Raw genomic sequence first — 18,116 nt, 5'->3', positions numbered from 1 at the left:
GAAGTTTGCGTCTTCACCAGCCCGTATATGCCTTGACATGGCCCCGTTTCATCGCTAATCTCCCGCCCCTCAGTGAAAAACCCGAAGCCGGAGTTTTGTGATGAAGACCTATTCTGCCAAGTCTCATGAAGTACAGGGAGACTGGTTCGTCGTAGATGCGACCGATAAAGTGCTGGGCCGTCTTTCTGTAGAGGTGGCTACCCGCCTGCGCGGTAAGCATAAGCCCGAATTTACCCCCCATGCCGACATCGGGGATCATATTATTGTGATCAACGCAGACAAGATTGCGGTGACCGGCAACAAGGCCAAAGACAAGATGTACTATCATCATACCGGCTATGTCGGCAATCTGAAGAGTGCTTCTTTTGAAAAGATGATGGAAACGCATCCAGAGCGGATTATCGAAATTGCCGTCAAGGGAATGCTTCCAAAAAACTCCCTGGGCCGCGCTATGTACCGGAAACTCAAGGTTTACAGTGGTTCCGAGCATCCCCATTCTGCGCAACAGCCTCAGACTTTAGATATTTAAGGTAAGCACTATTATGGAACAATATTACGGCACTGGTCGGCGCAAAAGCGCAACTGCACGGGTTTATTTGCGTCGTGGCTCTGGCAAGATCGTCATCAACAAGCGCAGCCTGGAAGAATACTTTGGTCGCGAGACATCGCGCATGGTAGTCATGCAGCCACTGGAACTGACCGGGCACGGCAGCCAGTTTGACATTCTGGTGAATGTCAGTGGTGGTGGTGCCAGCGGACAGGCTGGTGCCATTCGCCACGGCATCACCCGCGCCCTGATGGTTTATGACGAAACCTTGCGGCGTCCGCTCCGTGGCGCGGGTTTTGTGACCCGCGATGCCCGCGAAGTGGAACGTAAGAAGGTCGGCAAGCATAAGGCGCGGCGTAGTCATCAGTTCTCCAAGCGTTAATAAAACCGCTTCGGATCGGAAAAGCCGCCTAAGGGCGGCTTTTTTGTTGGTTTATGACAGGGGGTTACAGCATGATTCGTGCAGGCATTGTGGGTGGTACCGGCTATACCGGAGTGGAATTGTTACGCTTGTTGCTTCCTCATCCCGAAGTGGAAGTGCAGGTCATCACCTCTCGTGCTGAAGCGGGAGAACGGGTAGATACCCATTTTCCCAATCTGCGGGGCGTGTGTGATCTTTGTTATATCGCCCCCGATCCAGAGACGTTGGCAAAACTCGATGTCGTATTTTTTGCGACGCCCCACGGGGTGGCCATGGATAGTGCCCCGGACCTGCTGGCGCATGATGTGCGCGTCATTGACCTCGGTGCGGATTTTCGGCTGGCCGACGCGGAAGCTTTTGCGCACTGGTATGGCATGGCGCATCGGGCGCCTGAGGCGTTGCGTGCAGCTTGTTATGGACTACCGGAATATTTTCGGGAGCAAATTGCCCAATCACGCCTGATTGCCAATCCCGGATGTTATCCAACCGCAGTCATTCTGGGATTCGCTCCCTTGCTGGAGGCGGGATTACTGCATCAAGACACGCTGATTGCCGATTGCAAATCGGGGGTGAGCGGTGCGGGCCGCGCTGGACGGGTGAACCTGATCGTGCCGGAAGCCGCAGATAGTGTCACTGCCTACGGGGTGAGTGGTCACCGTCATCGTCCCGAAATTGAGGCGACTCTCTCAAAACTGAGCGGGGAGATGATTGAACTACAGTTCACGCCGCACCTGATGCCCATGATACGCGGGATTCATGCCACCTTGTACGGACGCTTGCAGCAACCGTTGAGTGACACCGCCTTGCAAACCTTGTTTGCAGAGCGTTACGCGCAGGAGCCATTTGTTGATGTTCTGCCATTTGGCAGTCATCCGGCAACTCGCTCTGTGCGCGGGGCCAACGTGTGTCGTATTGCCGTTCACCAGCCCCGTCCCGGGCAGGTAGTGGTTCTGTCCGTCATTGATAATCTGGTGAAAGGTGCGGCAGGGCAGGCAGTTCAGAACATGAACCGCCTGTTTGCCTTGCCCGAAACGCTTGGATTGACACAAATTGCTTTGTTGCCATAGTGTTAGGCTATTGTATTCTTAGGATGAGGCTTTAACTGTGGGTCAGTCTATTTTGCTTGCAATTATCGTCACCGGTTTTTTTGTTGAAAAAACAAAATCGTTATCCTGGCAAAGCAGGTGAATACCAAGGGATTGAGCGCGTGGCGCTTTCCTGAAGATGTCGTGGCTTATTTTCAGCCCGAATATTCCATCAGTCAGCAAAAAATCGTTGGAATTGAAGCTCTCGCACGGATGCGCGATGCTTCCGGACAGCTGATCTCCCCACATTCTTTCATTCCATTTTTGGATATGGAGCAACGTCGAGAGCTCAGCCGCCTGATGCTGGTAGCAGGCCTCCAGGTTCTGGAGTTACTGGATGCCCAGGGCATTGTTCTTAATCTGTCGTTCAATGTAGATCCTGATTTTATGGTTGAGCATGATTGTGCGATTTGTTTTAAGGGGACCATGACGAACAGTCCCGTGGCTCCGTCAAGAGTATGTCTTGAGCTTCTGGAAAGTGGCGATTTTCTGAACCGCCATATTGCTAAAGATCGCCTGCAGGCTTTACGGGATACGGGAGTACGCATTGCTCTGGACGATGTCGGTTCGGCTTATTCTTCCCTGCTGCGCATGAAAGAGCTGCCTATCGATAAAATCAAACTGGATCAGGGTTTTATCCGCGACTTGACGGCGCAACCCAAAAATCTGGCTTTTGTGCAGAGTATTCAACTGTTGGCTAACGCTTTGAATGCCGAATTGGTGATAGAAGGCGTCGAAACGCTACCTATTCTGGATGCCATGCGCGCTTTGCATCTGGATTTTATACAGGGTTATGCCATTGCCAGGCCGATGCCTGCCCATGAACTCATCGCCATGGTCATTCAGGGCTATGATTTACCGGAAGGCAGCGCTAAACATCCTGCCAGCTTATTGGGCGCCTATGCAGCACACCTCTTGCGTCGTCCCTTGATGGATGCGTTGCGACGTGGCTGGATTGATGTTTCTGTCACGACGCCTCCGCCCTGCCCATTGATAGCCTTTCTGCGCGAACATGGGGCAACAGAGGATCATCCCATTGTTGCCGCCCATCATCGTTTGGTCAGCGTGAAGCCCGATCCTGACCTGGGTTATCTGGATCAGACCTTGAATCACATCGAAACAGAAATTCAGGAGCTGGTGCGTGAAGCTATTCATCTTGAGCAACGCGAATAAAAAATCGACATGCACCGAACTAAACAGTTCCTTTCGACGATACAGTCTTCTCCGATTTTTTTGTTGCACTTGTTTTTTATCGGAATGGCCGTTTTGTTTATTACCTTGTGGGGCTGGCGCTTCGAAGATTTACGGGCATCCTTGCACAAGGAGTTTCGATATAAAGGTGAGATTGCCTTGCGCAGTATTGCCGATCAATTAGCAGGAAATCTGGACGGTCATTTCCATGACCTGACTTTTTTTCGCCGCTCCTTACTGGAACTCGATCAAAACCCGCTGTTACTCACAACAGAAAAAAAAGCGGCAATGATCGCGTTTCAGAGGACGCATCCTGCAATTGCTGCCATCAACTTGTTGGATGCTCAGGCAAATAAGATCATCTGGTCAAGTGAGGGACAATTACCAACTCCTCTGCTAAAAGCCACGAAATTTACCCAGCTCAAGAGAAACCCCGATTATCTGGTTGGACGTCCCGTGGTTTTGTTGCCGGGTAAAATTTGGGTGATGCCCATGCGCGAACATTTGTTGAATCATCAAGGGCAGGTTGTCGGTTATATCGGATCGCCGTTTCGTCTTTCCCGTCTGAAAAATATCCATACCCCGGAAGATATGGATATTCTGATTAAGGGTGCCGGTCATATCCCAGTGGCTTTTTGGAAAAGTGGGACTTGGCAACTTCCTGCTCCACAGGATCATTGGACGGGTCAGTATCTGCGCGTTGTGGTGCTGGGTTACCCATGGACGGCTTATGTGCGCTGGTCTTCTTTAGCATTTGCTCATAATTTCTGGCGTCAGAATATCTGGCAAAGTATCCCTTTTATAGTTATTTTGCTTTTTTTGCTGATTCTGGATCGCCTTTCCGTGCGCTTTCTGCGTCAGTTGCTCGACTTACGGCAGTACCAGCAAGCGGCACTTCTGACGCAGCAATCTCTTCTGGTTCAGGCAGAACCAAAAGTCATGTATGCGCGTCTGGTACAAACGATTGTTCGTGAAACCAATGCGGTTGCTGCGTTCGTGCTCGTTCCCGATCCGATGACTGAATCTCTGCAAATATCGGCTCTGGGGGCTGATCAAAAGGATTTGCGTGAAAGCTTGCTTACCTGGATAACCGCACTCAATCCAAAAGATCTTCGTAATGGAAGTTTCCTTCCTGAACGGGTGTTTCGTTTGGGCCAGGCAGAAGAAATCAGGTTCCGTGATGAAATGACGGAAAATTCGCCGGCTATGGAAAGACGTCCACAGCTACGACGAATACGGAGTATGATCGCTTACCCGATTATTTTGCAGGACGCAGCGCAGGTGGAAGCTGTGCTGGTGGTTGCCCATGCCAAAACTAAACACTTTAGCCAAGCGCTGAAAGCACTTATCGGGCAGTTGGCAAGTAGTGTGGGGCTAGCTCTCACTCTCTGGAAACGTCATAACGCACTGGCCGATGCGGAAGCCGAAATTCGTAAGGTGGCTTATTACGATAGCCTTACCGGATTGGCGAATCGTCGCCTGCTGAATGAGCGATTAGAAAAGGGGTTGACACGTGCCAGTCAAAATAGTCAATCCATCGCATTAGGTATTCTGGATGTAGATGATTTTAAAGGAGTCAATGATCAATACGGACATGATGCAGGAGATGCTTTACTGGTGATTATCGCCCGAAGGCTGGAAGAGGCGTTGCGTACTTCTGATTGTGTAGCCCGCTGGGGTGGGGATGAGTTTGTGCTTCTCTTCGAAGGATTGGAGAAACGACAGGTATTGGAGGCCGTTCTGCTGCGTTTGGAACGTGTCCTGGAATCTCCGGCCAAATTGTCCCACGACTTGCTGCTACCCGTACGAGTCAGTCTTGGCATTTGTTTTTACAAGGATGCGGGGCTGATAGAAAATCAGGATGCGATGCTCCGTTGTGCCGATCAGGCCTTGTATGCCATCAAGGCGAAGAAATTGGAACGGAGTCAGTTTTGGATGGTTTACGACGCAGATCTTCAGCTACAGCCTGAATCAGAAGCTTTCGGCGACAAGGTAACGTGATAAAAAACCAATAGTTTCCATTTTTGGGCGCATTGCTGTGGTTATTTGGCTACAGGGGGTATTTTTAACCCATTGAAAAATATGGTTGCTGGACTGGCAAGTTTCTTGCTGTGGTATTGGGTTAGTCAGATAGCTATAGGGAATCCCCATGCTTATCTGCAAACGTATATATCTTGATGAGTCTGACGGCTCAAGGAGGCCACATGATAAAGATATGGACGCACCCTCTTCATCGCATACCGCAATTTGTGGCATTTGTAGGCATATTTGCTGGGTTGAGTAGTCCTGCCTGGGCGGATGGTGATTTGTCCCTGGGCGTTGCTGTTCCTGGTTTAAGCGTGTTTTTAGGGAATAACCCCGGTTATTATGCCGCACCTGTTTATGCGCCTCCGCCAGTGTATTACGCGCCGCCACCGCGCCGCGTATATTATGTTCCTGCGCCGCCACCTCCGCCGCCTGTGCGCTATCAATTGCCCGGGTATTATGTGCAGCCGGCGCCCATTCGCTATTACCGGCCCCGTCCTTGGGAGCATCACGGTCCACCGCCATGGGCGGGGCGTTGGCGGCATGATGATGGTCATGATGGCTGGAGGCGTTAGTTTCATCGGCTCAGTGGTCTAGTGAGCCAGAAAAGTACAGGAGTAAGTTGAGTGAAAATGAATGCTGAGGTTTTGGAGCGCGGCTCCAGAAAAAGTGGATGGTTGTTGATCGCATTGTGTGTGGTTGCACTGAGTGGTTGTGCAAACATGAGTCCCACCGGCCAACGGGCACTTAGTGGTGGTGCTATTGGTGCTGCCGGAGGGGCCGTGTTGGGTACGGTTGTTGCTGGCAATCCTGCGGTGGGTGCAGCCGTGGGTGGTGCAGTGGGTGCCGGAGTTGGTGCGGCACTGCCCAACATTGAAAGAACCTTAAACGGGAATTAACCAGAAAACTTCCCCGACGTTATGTACTCAAACCCCGGCATCATTTTATGCCGGGGTTTTTTGTGGGCGCAATCTGCTGTCGCACCAATTTAATGCGTTTGGCACCAAAGTGGTGCATTGCGCGCTTATAATTTTCCTGGGATTGTGGTGTTAAATTTTAAAACATAAAATAAATCATAGTATTATACAAAAACATTGTGCGGGCATGTATTTTGCTTTTTGACAACAGGCTTGATTTTTTTCATACAAACCAGGGAGTCAATATGTCGCACTACAGCACTAAAAACCGCTATTCGTTTTTACGTCGTTCAATTCTCGCCAGCATGCTGATGGGTCTGCCATTGGTCGCCGGTGTGGCGGATGCCAGTCCATTATCTTTGCCGAATCCCCTCAAATTCTGTGCCGGACCATTGGGTCAATTGGATGTGCAAGGCGTAGCCAGCGGCATGGCCTTTTATCAGGATAATCCTCAAGGATTAGCGGGTACCTTGGGAGCTAAACGATTGGGTGCGTCCATTACCAACGGTATGGTAATCATCCAGAAAGAAAATGGTCCTATTCAATTTTACATTCAGGCTGGTGCTTACAGCTTCCCTACACTGGCTGCATCCATTCCTTCGATTACAAGTACAACTAGCAATGCCACGGTTCCGCCAACAACAGTTCAAGGCAATATAAACGATTTTGGAGCCTTGCCGGTTGCTTATTTAAAAATTGCGCCATCCTCTAATTATTCTGTAGAAATCGGAAAATTACCCACCTTGATTGGTGCAGAAGGTGGCTTTACCTACCAGAATATCAACATTGAGCGTGGCCTACTTTGGGATATGGAGCCCATTATCAGCCGTGGTATACAATTTAATGGCAGTGCAGGTCCATTGAGTGCATCGCTTGCCTGGACAGATGGATATTACTCCAATCGATATAATGTACTCAGCGGATTGGTCAGCTACGCCATTAATGGCTCAAATACGGTAAGTATTTATGGGCAAGGTTCCTTGGGTAAATCCCGTCTCAGTTCCAATGATGTAGCTTACAGTGCCCTCGGTAATGAAAGCCAGATTTATGGTGTCGAATATGAATACAGTTCAGGTCCTTGGATGATTGAACCTTATGTCCAGTACATGCATACGCCAAAAGCACCTTTATTGGGCGTGACACATGAGTTTAATAATTATGGCGCTTCTTTGTTGGCTGATTATAGCTTTACCAACACTATTTCATTGGGTGCTCGTGCTGAATACCTGGTCGTTGGTGGCAAGCCTGGTGAAGGGCTTAATGCAAGTGGTGTGGCGTCCTCACTCACTGATCTCCCCGCCGATTCCCACGCCTGGTCCATCACCCTCACGCCAACCTACCAAAGTGGTGGTTTCTTCGCCCGCGCAGAACTTTCTTATGTGACCGCCTCTGCACCTGCCGGACTGGGCTTCTCCGGTGCTAATGGAACTAACACCAATCAACTGCGTGGCATGGTCGAAACCGGCTTCATGTTCTGATCGGTCATTTCATCAAAAGGGAGCCTCGCTGCTGCGGGGCTCTCCATCTAACGTATTTTGAGTTCAGGAGAATCCAAACATGAAACATGCTGCGCAATTATCCAAGTTACTGCTATTGGGGTCCGTCGTGGCTGCCTCGGGCTGTGGTTTATATGAGGTGACACCTTGCCCGGCTGGTCCTGCTCCGGTAGCCCCGGTGGTTTCTGCACCGACACCACCACCGCCGCCTGCACCTATCGCTCCGGTAGAGCGTACGGTGCTGGAAAGTAAGCCCATCACCATTACCGGTATCAATTTCAAAACCGGTTCTGCGCAGTTGATGGGGTCGGATATTGGCGTCCTCGATAAAGTGGCCGGTTTCGCCAAAATGCACCCGGATGCTACTCTGCATATTAACGGTTATTGCAGTAAAACAGGAAGTTATGCCTATAACTACAAGCTGTCCAAAGCGCGTGCGGGCAGTGTTGCCGGTTATCTCGAAAAGCGGGGTGTTGCTGCGGATCATATGACGGTCAAAGGCCACTCCTATGAAGATCCCATTGCTACCAACACGACTCCGGCTGGTCGTTTCAAAAACCAGCGGGTTGAAATCAATTCCAGTGTCATGGTGCGTACTACCGTCAAATAAAGTTGTATGACGGCCGTTTGCGCTTTTTTGTGATGACCCGCTTGGTCTTTATCAAGCGGGTTTTTTAAGGATACGGCATTGGAATGCCCCACGCCATATCCACTACTCTTGACGCTTTGCAGTAGCCTAGGCCATCATCTCCATGACTTTGGCTGAATTTTCACTACGACCACGTCTGCGGACGCGGTCCATTATTTTGTCTGGGAGGACCATGGACGCCACGGACCAGAAGCGCCTGTTGCGTGAAATGCTTTTTGCCCGCCGCTTTGAAGAACGCTGCGCGGAGGCTTATCACGAACGTCAGATTGGCGGTTTTTTACACCTTTATCCGGGTGAGGAAGCCTGCGCGATTGGCGTTTTGGAGAAGGCCCAAACGGGTTCTGATTATGTGGTGACCGGGTATCGGGACCACATTCATGCCATCAAATCCGGCATGGATCCCAAAGCGCTGATGGCCGAGCTTTTCGGTAAGGAAGCCGGTTGCTCCAAGGGCCGGGGTGGTTCCATGCACTTGTTCGACCCAGACGTGCATTTCATGGGCGGTTACGCGCTGGTTGGCGGGCCCTTCCCGCTGGCAGCCGGCTTTGCCAAGGCGATCCAGTTGCGTGGTGGTCAGGAAATCTCCATCTGTTTTCTGGGGGATGGCGCCAACAACCAGGGGACCTTCCATGAGACCATGAATATGGCAAGCCTGTGGAACCTGCCGGTGCTGTTTATCTGTGAAAACAACCTGTATGGCATTGGTACGGCCATTGAGCGTTCGACGGTGGAAATCAACCAGTACAAACGTGTGGCACCTTACGGCATCGAAGCAGCGCAATGTGATGGGCAAGACATTGATATTGTCATGTCTCACGCTGAAAAAGCCGTAAATTATGTGCGCGAACAACGCAAGCCCTATTTCCTGGAACTCATGACCTATCGTTTGCGCGGCCATTCCATGTCTGACTCTGGTGCCTATCGCAGCAAGGAAGAAGTGGAAGAATGGGCGCAGCGCGACCCCATCGGCATTTACAAGCGCCGTCTGGTAGAAGCTGGCGTGGTGACTGAAGATGAATTCCATGCCATGGACAAGGCGGTTCAGGACGAAATCGAGAACGAAGTGGTGCGTTACGCTAATGAATGCCCGGAACCGCGCGTCGAGGATGTAGCGCGTTACGTCTATACCGAAGGAGGTAACAACCATGGCTGAGTTAATGTATTGGCAGGGAATTCTGCGTGCCCACGATGAAGAAATGGCACGTGACCCGCTGGTATTTGCCATGGGTGAGGATATTGGTGTCGCTGGCGGTACCTACAAGGCGACTTCAGGACTTTTCGCCAAATATGGTGAACAGCGGGTTGTTGACACCCCTATTTCCGAAAACAGCTACACCGGCATTGGTGTGGGTGCCGCCATGGTTGGTGCCCGCCCCATCGTTGAAATCATGAGCGTGAATTTTGCCTGGCTGGCTATGGATCAGCTCATGAATAACGCGGCGAAAATTCATTACATGTCGGGTGGACGGATTCGTTGTCCCTTTGTCATGCGCGTTCCCGGTGGCACGGCGCATCAGCTGGGTGCCCAGCATTCGGCGCGTATGGAAAAAGTATTCATGGGAATTTCCGGCCTGCGCGTGGTGACTCCGGCTACCCCCCGGGATGCTTATGGCTTGCTGAAAAGTGCCGTACGCTCAGATGATCCGGTGGTGATTATCGAACATGAAAGCATGTATAACCTCAAGGGCGAAGTGCCGGACGAGGAGTTTTTCACCCCGCTGGAAGGTGTGGAAATCATGCGTTCGGGTAAGGATGTCAGCATTTTTGCCTACAACATCAGTGTGCACTGGGCATTGGACGCGGCCAAAAAACTGGCCAGCGAGTATGGTATTGATGCTGAAGTGATTGATTTAAGGGCCTTGAAACCTTTGGATCGTGCCGGAATTGCTGCCAGCGTGCGCAAAACCCATCATGCCATCATCGTGGAAGAAGACGAAGCTCCGGTCGGTGTTGGTTCGGAAGTCATGGCCATCATCAATGAAGAATGCTTTTTTGATCTGGATGCGGCACCAGTGCGTGTGCATGCCCTGGATATTCCCATTCCCTACAATCATCGTCTGGAAAAGGCGGCGATTCCCAATGCCGGGGATGTGATTGCTGCGGTAAGGAAGATGTTTGGCCGCTAAGGCCGCACTTCTCTCGATATGTTTTGATCTACAGAAACTCAATAGGGTGAAAAATGGCTGAACCTTACGTCATCAAGATGCCGCAACTGACCGATACTATGACGGAAGGTGTGGTCGTTTCCTGGGAAAAACCCATTGGCGCCCGGGTCGAACGCGGCGATGTGGTGGCGACCATCGAAACGGACAAGGCGATCATGGATGTGGAAGTGTTCCGCTCCGGTTATCTGGCGGGTCCTTTGGCGGCGGTGGATAGTGTCATGCCGGTTGGTGCGACCATGGCCTATCTGACGGAAACGCCGGATGAGGCCGTATCCCCGGTTCAGGATGCCCCAGTCCAAAGTGCGCCTGCCCTTGCTTCAGAACCGACAACACCGACAGAATCTGAAGCGCCTTCGGGTTATGCCATCAAAATGCCACAGCTTTCCGATACAATGACCGAAGGCGTGCTGGTGTCCTGGGAAAAATCTCTGGGCGATAAAATCCAGCGTGGCGATGTGGTGGCGACCATTGAAACCGACAAGGCCATCATGGATGTGGAAGTATTTCGTGAAGGCTATCTTTCCGGTCCGCGAGTTGCGGTGGATGCGGTGGTACCCGTGGGTGATCCGATTGCCTGGTTGGTAGAAACTGCGGATCAGGTGCGCGAAGCCGGCACTGTTTCGGGATCACGACCGGAGGTGTCGGCCGCTGCGGTGGGCAAGACTCACGGCGCTTCCACAGTCTCCGCTCAAGCGCCTGTTGCTCAGCCTTTGTCAGCCCGGGTGCCTGGAGCGCAACCTGCGCCGCGCCCTCAGCAGGGGGCGGCAAGTCCCTTTGCCCGGCAGTTGGCCGGGCAGCAGGGCGTGGACCTCAATCATCTGCAGGGTAGTGGGCCAGCAGGAGTCATTGTTGCCGCAGATGTCATTGCTGTGACTGGTCGTGCTGCCCCCGCCACGACAGGCGCCCGAGTTTCTGAACCTGCCGTGCCCGGAGAAGGGCGGGCGATGAGCGCCATTGAAAAGGCCATCAGTCAGGCCATGGTGGCCTCCCTGAGTATTCCGGTATTTCACGTCACCGTGAAGGCCAAACCCGAAGCTCTGATGCGCGCTGCCAAAGCGCACAAAGTGTCGCTGACCGTGGCTATCGCCAAGGCCGCATCCCAGGCGTTGGCCAAACATCCCCTGGTGAATGCCGCTTATCAGCCGACGGACAAAATCGTGGAGCGCGCCCAGCATGATATTGGCATCGCCGCGACGACGGAAGACGGCGGGTTGGTTGTTCCGGTGTTGCGTGCGGTGGAGGGCAAGGATCTGGCGCTACTCCAGAGTGAATGGACGCCGCTGGTGGAAAAAGCGCGTAAGCGGCGCTTGAGTCCTCCCGAATATACGCATCCCACCTTCACCATTTCGAACATGGGGATGTATGGCATCACCCAGTTTGATGCCATTGTCACGCCGGGGACCGCCGCCATTATTGCCATTGCCGGTAATAGTCCGGAAGGTATGCCCATTACCATCACGGCAGATCATCGGGTGGTCAATGGTGCCGAAGCCGCGCTCTTTCTGAAAGATCTCAAAAAAGCCATTGAACATCCGGAGGGCTGGCTGGGGACTGCTGCCGCGCCCATTCCCGAAGGCGATTATGATGTTCAGGTGCTGGTTATTGGCGCCGGGCCGGGCGGTGAGGATTGCGCCCGGGAACTCGTCGAAAACGGTGTCAAGGTAGCCATGGTCAATAATGCCCCCTATCCCGGCGGTGAATGCCTGTGGCGTGGCTGCATTCCCTCCAAAGCCTGGCGGGCTGCAGCAGACCGGATTCGGGATCGGGAACATGATGCGGCCATGGGACTGCAAATGGGGACGCCGAAGCTAGACTGGGCGCAACTGGAAAAACATCGTCGGGGCATCTTGCAGACACGCGGAGAAATGGCCCTGAAAACCGACCAGGGCATGAAAATTCAGGTGCTTGAAGGCAAGGCGCGATTTACCGGTGAACACAGCGTCGAAATCAGCGGTAAAGACGCGCGCAGTCTCAGTTTCGGTGCTTGCGTCATCGCTACCGGCGCTCCCGCCTTTGTGCCGCCTATTCCCGGCGTTCAGGAAGCCTTGAAAAGTGGTGCTGCGGTAACCTCGGATACCGTTTGGGATCTCGCCCAACCCCCCAAGCGGCTTTGCGTCATTGGCGCGGGTGCCATTGGTATGGAAATGGCGCAGATGTTCCATGATTTTGGCGCCGAGGTGCTGGTGCTGGAGGCGCTGCCGCGACCGGTGGCGGAAATGGAAAAAGAAGTTTCCGAGCAGTTGATGAAGGCACTGGCGCACAACAGTCCGCGTCTGCAGGTTCTGACTGACGTCAAGGTGCAGGAAGTTTCCGGTAAGCCCGGAGCCCTGGATATCTGTTATCAGTTCAGTGAAGAAGTTACCCATCATTCCTGTGACCTGCTGCTGGTGGCTACCGGCAAACGTCCTGATACCAGCGCGCTGAACTTGGCCTCAGCAGGCGTGACTCTTGCCGAGCGGGGCGCGATTGCGGCGAGCAGCACAGGTCAGACCAGCGTGGCGCATATTTATGCGGTAGGAGATGTGGTGGGCGGTTACATGTTGGCGCACACGGCGGGTCAGCAGGGCCGGGTAGCTGCTGCCAACCTGCTCGGGCATACCGCTCAATATGATGCGGCCAAAGATAGTGGTGTGACTTTTACCCGGCCACAGTGCGCCTTCGTTGGACTGTCCATGGAGCAGGCCAAGGCCGCAGGTATGGATGTGGCCGAGGTCAAGGTGCCCATGAGTATTGATGCCAAGGCCATGATGACCGGTGAAACCGATGGTCTCATCAAAATGGTGGCCGACAAGGTCAGCCACCGCATTGTTGGCGTCCACTTCCTGGCCGATCACGCCGATCTGCTGGTGGGTGAAGCCGTCATGATGGTCAGTGCCGGGTTGACACTGGAACAGGTAGCCGAGGCTATTCATCCCCATCCCACCCAGACTGAGTTGTTCGGAGAAATGGCCAGGCGTCTGCTGTCGCGTTTGCGGCGCTCGGCACGGGCAGCAGGCTGACAACTTGGCCAAGCCGGATGTTGAGGAATCGCAGCCAGCAGTAATTATCAGTGGGGTGCGCGCACGCATCCTGCGCTTTTACGAAAGATTCCTCGACCTCATCGTGGTGGTGCTGATATTTGTCATGCTGATCACCTTGCTGGCCTCCGTGGTGGGGGTGGTCTGGGACGTGTACGAAACCATCCTGTCCTTTCGGGAAGAAGCGGCCATTCAGGGCCTGGTGGCTGATGTGCTGTCGGTATTTGTGCTCATTGAACTGTTCCGGACATTTACCGATTACCTGGAGTTTCACCGCATTCGCTTGCGGGTGCTGTCGGAAGTCGCCATTGTTTTTGTCTTGCGGGAATTGTTTATCGGTCTTTATGCCCATCGTCTCGGACCCATGGATCTGATCGCAACGGCAGTGCTGCTTGCGGTACTGATCGGTGCCCGGATTGCCGCTGTTCAGTATGCTCCGAAAAATCCCGAAAGAGACTGAAACGGTTATATCCGTCCCGAAAAATGTCCGGACAACTTGACGCTGCCCCGAAAAAGCGAGCAAAATGGTCGGGTATCCACTGAACAACGCGCTGCAGCGCATGGAGTTAAGCACAATGAGCACAGCAACTGAAACAATGACCAATCTGGATTCCATTCCTCCGGTAATGACCCTGACGCAAAACGCGGCGGATAAAATTACCTCTCTGATTGAAGAAGAAGGCTCTGAAGACCTCAAGCTGCGAGTTTTTGTGACGGGCGGCGGTTGTTCCGGTTTTCAGTATGGTTTTACTTTTGATGAGAATATGAATGAGGGTGATACGGAAGTGCATCAGTTTGGTGTCAGCCTCCTGATTGATCCCATGAGTTACCAATATCTGGTTGGCGCTGAAATTGATTACAGCGAAGGCCTGGAAGGTGCCCAGTTCGTGATCAAGAACCCGAATGCGACCACCACCTGTGGTTGCGGATCTTCTTTCTCTGCCTGATTTTTGTAGAGATAAGAATTTCTCCAGGGGAGGCTCATGGCCTCCCTTTTATTTTTCCAGCGCGTTATGATGACTCTCAGGCTCTTGCTGTCCTGATCAGGACAGCAACTGTGCGTGGGTTGTTGCCCAGTGACAGTTGGATTCATTACTGACCAGAATAACAAGGAGTTCGGCATGGCGGATACGAACGTGGCTCCCGGTCTGGAAGGCGTGGCGGCAACGCACTCCAGTATTTCTCACATAGATGGTGCGGCTGGCTTGCTGAGTTATCGTGGCTACGCTATTGATGACCTGGTAGCCCATAGTAGTTTTGAAGAAGTGGCCCTGCTTCTGCTGGATGGCGCACTTCCGGATGATGCAGATCTCAAAGCTTTTGATGAAGGGCTGCGCAGTCATCGGCAAGTCAAATATAATGTCCGGGAAATCATGAAATTCATGCCGGTAACCGGGCATCCCATGGATATGCTGCATTGCGCCGTGGCGAGTCTGGGGATGTTTTATCCGCAGCAGGAGCTGTCCGATGCTGAGCGCGAAAACACCCCGCATCTGGATGCCATGGCAATGCGCATCATCGCCCGGATGCCCACCATCGTCGCCATGTGGGAGCAGATGCGTTTCGGCAATGATCCCATCGTGCCGCGTACGGATCTGAATCATGCCGCCAATTTTCTGTATATGATTTCCGGTAAGGAGCCCAATCCGGCACTGGCGAAAATCCTCGACACCTGTCTGATTCTGCACGCCGAACATACCATCAATGCCAGTACCTTTGCGGTGCTGGTTACCGGTTCTACGCTCACCAATCCCTACCATGTGATTGGCAGTGCGATTGGCACGCTGGCGGGTCCCTTGCACGGTGGTGCCAATCAGAAGGTGGTTGAGATGTTGGAGGAAATTGGCAGTGTGGCCAAGGTGGGTGCCTATCTGGACGCCAAAATGGCCAATAAGGAAAAAATCTGGGGCTTTGGTCACCGGGTGTATAAGACCCGGGATCCTCGCGCGGCGATTTTGAAAGAGATGATGGAGAAACTGGCCAGCAACGGGCATTTGCGGCATAGCCAGCTTTTTGAAATTGCCATTGAGGTCGAAAAACAGGCGACTGATCGCCTCGGCCCCAAGGGCATTCACGCCAATGTCGATTTTTATTCTGGTGTTCTTTACCACGAAATGGGAATCAAGGCTGATTTGTTTACGCCCATATTTGCCATGGCGCGCTCGGCAGGTTGGCTGGCACACTGGCGGGAACAGCTGGCAGACAACCGGATATTTCGTCCCACCCAGGTTTACAATGGTGCAAGCCCAAGGGCTTATGTAGCGCTGGACAAAAGGAATCAGGCACAGGCATGACAGAAGTTTTACAAAATATTCCCTTCCTCGCTACGGAACGTACCGAGGCCTTGCTGGATATTGAGCGGCATCTGATAGCGGGTCAGTCGGCCATCGAACGATGGTTTCGAGGTCAGTTTCAAAAAACCCCGGCGCCCTTTTACGCGTCTGTCGATTTGCGCAACTCCGGGTTCAAGTTGGCACCGGTGGATACCAATCTGTTTTCGGCAGGTTTCAACAATCTGAACCCTGAATTTTCATCGCTCTATGTATCGGCCATTCAGCACTATCTGAACCAGCATCATCCGGGCCTGGAGCGCGTGCTGCTCATTCCCGAAAATCATACCCGCAACCTGTTTTATCTGGAAAATGTGGCCAGATTGCGAGAGCTTCTGGAAATGTCCGGACTTGAAGTGCGGGTGGGTTCGCTCTTGCTGGAAGAGCGCACAGCTTATGATTTACCTTCGGGTAATTCCCTGCTTTTGGAGCCAATTTTTCGTGAAGGTGGACGCTTAAAGGCCGCAGGATTTGATCCCCAGCTGATTTTGCTCAATAACGATCTTTCCGGCGGTGTTCCGGAAATTCTGGAGAATCTCGAACAGCCCATATCACCGCCTCTGGCGGCGGGCTGGCGCTCGCGGCGGAAGTCCCAGCACTTTGCCCATTATCGTGCCGCTGCGCATGAGCTGGCGGAAGTGATTGATATCGACCCCTGGTTGATTGATCCGTTTTTCCGGCGTTGTCAGGGTATTGATTTCATGCGTGCCGAAGGCCGTGATTGCCTGGTCGCCAATGTGGATGCGGTTCTGGAGCTGACCCGCGAGCGCTACGCCCACTATGGGATTACCCAGCGTCCGTTTGTGATTGTCAAAGCCGACGCGGGCACCTACGGAATGGGCATCATGACGGCTTACTCCGGTGAAGAGTTCATGGATCTCAATCGCAAGGAACGCACGCGCATGGCTAAAAGTAAGGAAGGTCTGCCAGTGAGTGACGTGTTTATTCAGGAAGGGGTGTATACCTTTGAGCAGACCGCCGAGGAGGCGGTGGCTGAGCCGGTAGTTTATATGGTGGGTCAGCAGGTGCTGGGTGGCTTTTACCGGGTGCATACCGGACGGGGGCGCGATGAAAACCTGAATGCCCCCGGCGCGCATTTTGAGCCCATGGCCTTTGGTGAGCCTTGCATACTGCCTTGCCGGAAATCGCCGCCCGATGCCCCGGTAAACCGTTACTATGCCTATGGCGTCATTGCCCGCCTGACCCTGGTGGCGGCGGCCCGGGAAATGGCCGATTGGCGTCGACAGCAAATCCGGAGTGTTGAGTGATGGCCCCGTTGAAAGCAGCCATTCTCATGGATCCCATAGCCGGGATCAAACCCGCCAAAGACAGCACTTTCGCCATGCTCCTGGCGGCGCAGGCACGGGGGCACCAGTGCTGGGTGTTTGGCCTGCCTGATTTGTTCATGCGCGATGGCAAGGTCTGGGCACGCCTGCAGGCGGTGACGGTGCAGGATGAAAGTACCGACTTCGCGACGCTGGCTGCCGTTGAAGAGCGGCCCCTGGCAGATATGGACGTGGTACTGATGCGCAAGGATCCTCCGGTAGATCTGGAATATCTGACCGCCTGCTATCTGCTGGAACATGCCGGAACCTGGGTGGTGAACAACCCGGTGAGTCTGCGTAATGCCAATGAAAAACTCTATGCCTTGCATTTCCCCGAGTTTCTCCCGCCCTTTCTGGTCAGTCGTGATCTGGGTGACCTGCGCGCTTTTCTGGCCGAGCATGGCGAGGTGGTGGTCAAACCCCTTTCTGCGCGGGGGGGCGAAGGGGTATTTTACCTGCACCAGCAAGACCGCAATGTGGGCAGCATCCTCGAAACCGTAACGGCCTGGGGACAGCGTTATGTCATGGCCCAGCGCTATATTCCGGCCATACGCGAAGGCGACAAGCGCATTATTCTGGTGGACGGCGTGGCGGTGCCCGGTGCCATGTTGCGGGTACCTTCTGAAAAAGACTTTCGCGGCAATCTGGTAGCAGGGGCTACAGCCGTAGCCGCAGAGCTGAGTGCGCGGGATCAGGATATTTGTGCGGCAATAGGGCCAGCTCTCCGTGCTGCAGGATTACTTTTTGTCGGGCTGGATGTGATTGGCGGCTATGTGACTGAAATCAACGTCACCAGTCCCACCGGGGTGCGGGAGATTCGTCGCTTTTTTGCTGTGGATGCCGCCGAGCTGCTCTGGCAGCGTCTGGAGCAAGGGCAGTAATGGCCGCGCTGGCACAGTCGGGAATGCAATCTGCCGTTTTTCATCGAAAACCCGTATGATAGGCAGT

At 53.3% G+C, this 18,116-nt stretch carries 17 protein-coding genes; all 17 read left to right on the top strand.

Annotation, left to right across the window (positions count from 1 at the left end; all coding sequences use genetic code 11):
- The first annotated feature begins 100 nt into the window (after positions 1 to 100).
- The 17 genes from rplM (at position 101) to gshB (ending at position 18,049) form a co-directional block, all read left to right on the top strand.
- Complete coding sequence (gene rplM / locus H7F08_RS01180) at positions 101 to 529, top strand: 50S ribosomal protein L13 (RefSeq protein WP_010640718.1); 429 nt, start codon at positions 101 to 103, stop codon at positions 527 to 529.
- Positions 530 to 542: 13 nt separating this feature from the next.
- A complete protein-coding gene (gene rpsI / locus H7F08_RS01175) occupies positions 543 to 929 on the top strand; it encodes a 30S ribosomal protein S9 (protein ID WP_010640716.1) in 387 nt (128 codons plus the stop codon).
- A gap of 71 nt (positions 930 to 1,000) precedes the next feature.
- Positions 1,001 to 2,035: an N-acetyl-gamma-glutamyl-phosphate reductase gene (gene argC, locus H7F08_RS01170; protein WP_193639682.1), complete on the top strand. Its 1,035-nt coding sequence runs from the start codon at positions 1,001 to 1,003 to the stop codon at positions 2,033 to 2,035.
- A 117-nt stretch (positions 2,036 to 2,152) separates the two neighbouring features.
- Positions 2,153 to 3,226 (top strand): EAL domain-containing protein, encoded by a 1,074-nt coding sequence (locus tag H7F08_RS01165; RefSeq protein ID WP_193639681.1) that lies wholly within the window; start codon positions 2,153 to 2,155, stop codon positions 3,224 to 3,226.
- A 93-nt stretch (positions 3,227 to 3,319) separates the two neighbouring features.
- Positions 3,320 to 5,245: a diguanylate cyclase gene (locus H7F08_RS01160; protein WP_193639680.1), complete on the top strand. Its 1,926-nt coding sequence runs from the start codon at positions 3,320 to 3,322 to the stop codon at positions 5,243 to 5,245.
- 203 nt (positions 5,246 to 5,448) lie between these two features.
- On the top strand, positions 5,449 to 5,844 hold the full coding sequence (locus H7F08_RS01155) for a hypothetical protein (RefSeq protein WP_024894620.1): 396 nt from the start codon (positions 5,449 to 5,451) through the stop codon (positions 5,842 to 5,844).
- A gap of 57 nt (positions 5,845 to 5,901) precedes the next feature.
- Positions 5,902 to 6,168, top strand: a complete 267-nt coding sequence (locus H7F08_RS01150; RefSeq protein WP_010640706.1) for a hypothetical protein — start codon at positions 5,902 to 5,904, stop codon at positions 6,166 to 6,168.
- A 263-nt stretch (positions 6,169 to 6,431) separates the two neighbouring features.
- Positions 6,432 to 7,664, top strand: coding sequence for an outer membrane beta-barrel protein (locus H7F08_RS01145; protein WP_193639679.1), 1,233 nt, complete (start codon positions 6,432 to 6,434; stop codon positions 7,662 to 7,664).
- A gap of 79 nt (positions 7,665 to 7,743) precedes the next feature.
- Positions 7,744 to 8,292 (top strand): OmpA family protein, encoded by a 549-nt coding sequence (locus tag H7F08_RS01140; protein ID WP_010640703.1) that lies wholly within the window; start codon positions 7,744 to 7,746, stop codon positions 8,290 to 8,292.
- Between the two features lie 211 nt (positions 8,293 to 8,503).
- Entirely contained in the window at positions 8,504 to 9,484 is a 981-nt protein-coding gene (gene pdhA / locus H7F08_RS01135; RefSeq protein WP_010640701.1) for a pyruvate dehydrogenase (acetyl-transferring) E1 component subunit alpha, read from the top strand.
- Positions 9,477 to 10,457 (top strand): alpha-ketoacid dehydrogenase subunit beta, encoded by a 981-nt coding sequence (locus H7F08_RS01130; protein WP_010640699.1) that lies wholly within the window; start codon positions 9,477 to 9,479, stop codon positions 10,455 to 10,457. Before pdhA ends, H7F08_RS01130 begins: the two co-directional genes overlap by 8 nt.
- Positions 10,458 to 10,510: 53 nt before the next feature.
- Positions 10,511 to 13,495 carry an FAD-dependent oxidoreductase gene (locus H7F08_RS01125; RefSeq protein ID WP_024893464.1) on the top strand — a complete coding sequence of 995 codons (2,985 nt, stop codon included), beginning with the start codon at positions 10,511 to 10,513 and terminating at the stop codon, positions 13,493 to 13,495.
- Between the two features lie 4 nt (positions 13,496 to 13,499).
- Positions 13,500 to 13,973 (top strand): phosphate-starvation-inducible PsiE family protein, encoded by a 474-nt coding sequence (locus tag H7F08_RS01120; RefSeq protein WP_024893463.1) that lies wholly within the window; start codon positions 13,500 to 13,502, stop codon positions 13,971 to 13,973.
- Between the two features lie 136 nt (positions 13,974 to 14,109).
- Complete coding sequence (gene erpA, locus H7F08_RS01115; RefSeq protein ID WP_029316244.1) at positions 14,110 to 14,460, top strand: iron-sulfur cluster insertion protein ErpA; 351 nt, start codon at positions 14,110 to 14,112, stop codon at positions 14,458 to 14,460.
- 174 nt (positions 14,461 to 14,634) lie between these two features.
- Positions 14,635 to 15,807 (top strand): citrate synthase, encoded by a 1,173-nt coding sequence (locus H7F08_RS01110; RefSeq protein WP_024893462.1) that lies wholly within the window; start codon positions 14,635 to 14,637, stop codon positions 15,805 to 15,807.
- On the top strand, positions 15,804 to 17,111 hold the full coding sequence (gene gshA, locus H7F08_RS01105; protein WP_010640691.1) for a glutamate--cysteine ligase: 1,308 nt from the start codon (positions 15,804 to 15,806) through the stop codon (positions 17,109 to 17,111). The genes H7F08_RS01110 and gshA overlap by 4 nt, the downstream gene beginning before the upstream one ends.
- Complete coding sequence (gene gshB / locus H7F08_RS01100) at positions 17,111 to 18,049, top strand: glutathione synthase (protein WP_024893461.1); 939 nt, start codon at positions 17,111 to 17,113, stop codon at positions 18,047 to 18,049. Before gshA ends, gshB begins: the two co-directional genes overlap by 1 nt.
- Positions 18,050 to 18,116: the final 67 nt, after the last annotated feature.

It is taken from the genome of Acidithiobacillus sp. HP-11 (genome assembly GCF_015100075.1).
Lineage (GTDB): Bacteria > Pseudomonadota > Gammaproteobacteria > Acidithiobacillales > Acidithiobacillaceae > Acidithiobacillus > Acidithiobacillus thiooxidans.
Note: the sequence above shows the minus strand (reverse complement) of the source record. Positions and strands in the feature narration are given on the sequence as shown.

Excerpts from the sequence above, each read along its gene's own strand:
- gshB (WP_024893461.1), top strand. The coding sequence starts at position 17,111 with ATGGCCCCGTTGAAAGCAGCCATTCTCATGGATCCCATAGCCGGGATC.
- pdhA (WP_010640701.1), top strand. The coding sequence starts at position 8,504 with ATGGACGCCACGGACCAGAAGCGCCTGTTGCGTGAAATGCTTTTTGCC.
- H7F08_RS01130 (WP_010640699.1), top strand. The coding sequence starts at position 9,477 with ATGGCTGAGTTAATGTATTGGCAGGGAATTCTGCGTGCCCACGATGAA.
- gshA (WP_010640691.1), top strand. The coding sequence starts at position 15,804 with ATGACAGAAGTTTTACAAAATATTCCCTTCCTCGCTACGGAACGTACC.
- H7F08_RS01150 (WP_010640706.1), top strand. The coding sequence starts at position 5,902 with ATGAATGCTGAGGTTTTGGAGCGCGGCTCCAGAAAAAGTGGATGGTTG.
- H7F08_RS01125 (WP_024893464.1), top strand. The coding sequence starts at position 10,511 with ATGGCTGAACCTTACGTCATCAAGATGCCGCAACTGACCGATACTATG.
- H7F08_RS01140 (WP_010640703.1), top strand. The coding sequence starts at position 7,744 with ATGAAACATGCTGCGCAATTATCCAAGTTACTGCTATTGGGGTCCGTC.
- H7F08_RS01145 (WP_193639679.1), top strand. The coding sequence starts at position 6,432 with ATGTCGCACTACAGCACTAAAAACCGCTATTCGTTTTTACGTCGTTCA.
- rplM (WP_010640718.1), top strand. The coding sequence starts at position 101 with ATGAAGACCTATTCTGCCAAGTCTCATGAAGTACAGGGAGACTGGTTC.
- H7F08_RS01110 (WP_024893462.1), top strand. The coding sequence starts at position 14,635 with ATGGCGGATACGAACGTGGCTCCCGGTCTGGAAGGCGTGGCGGCAACG.
- rpsI (WP_010640716.1), top strand. The coding sequence starts at position 543 with ATGGAACAATATTACGGCACTGGTCGGCGCAAAAGCGCAACTGCACGG.
- H7F08_RS01155 (WP_024894620.1), top strand. The coding sequence starts at position 5,449 with ATGATAAAGATATGGACGCACCCTCTTCATCGCATACCGCAATTTGTG.
- argC (WP_193639682.1), top strand. The coding sequence starts at position 1,001 with ATGATTCGTGCAGGCATTGTGGGTGGTACCGGCTATACCGGAGTGGAA.
- erpA (WP_029316244.1), top strand. The coding sequence starts at position 14,110 with ATGACCAATCTGGATTCCATTCCTCCGGTAATGACCCTGACGCAAAAC.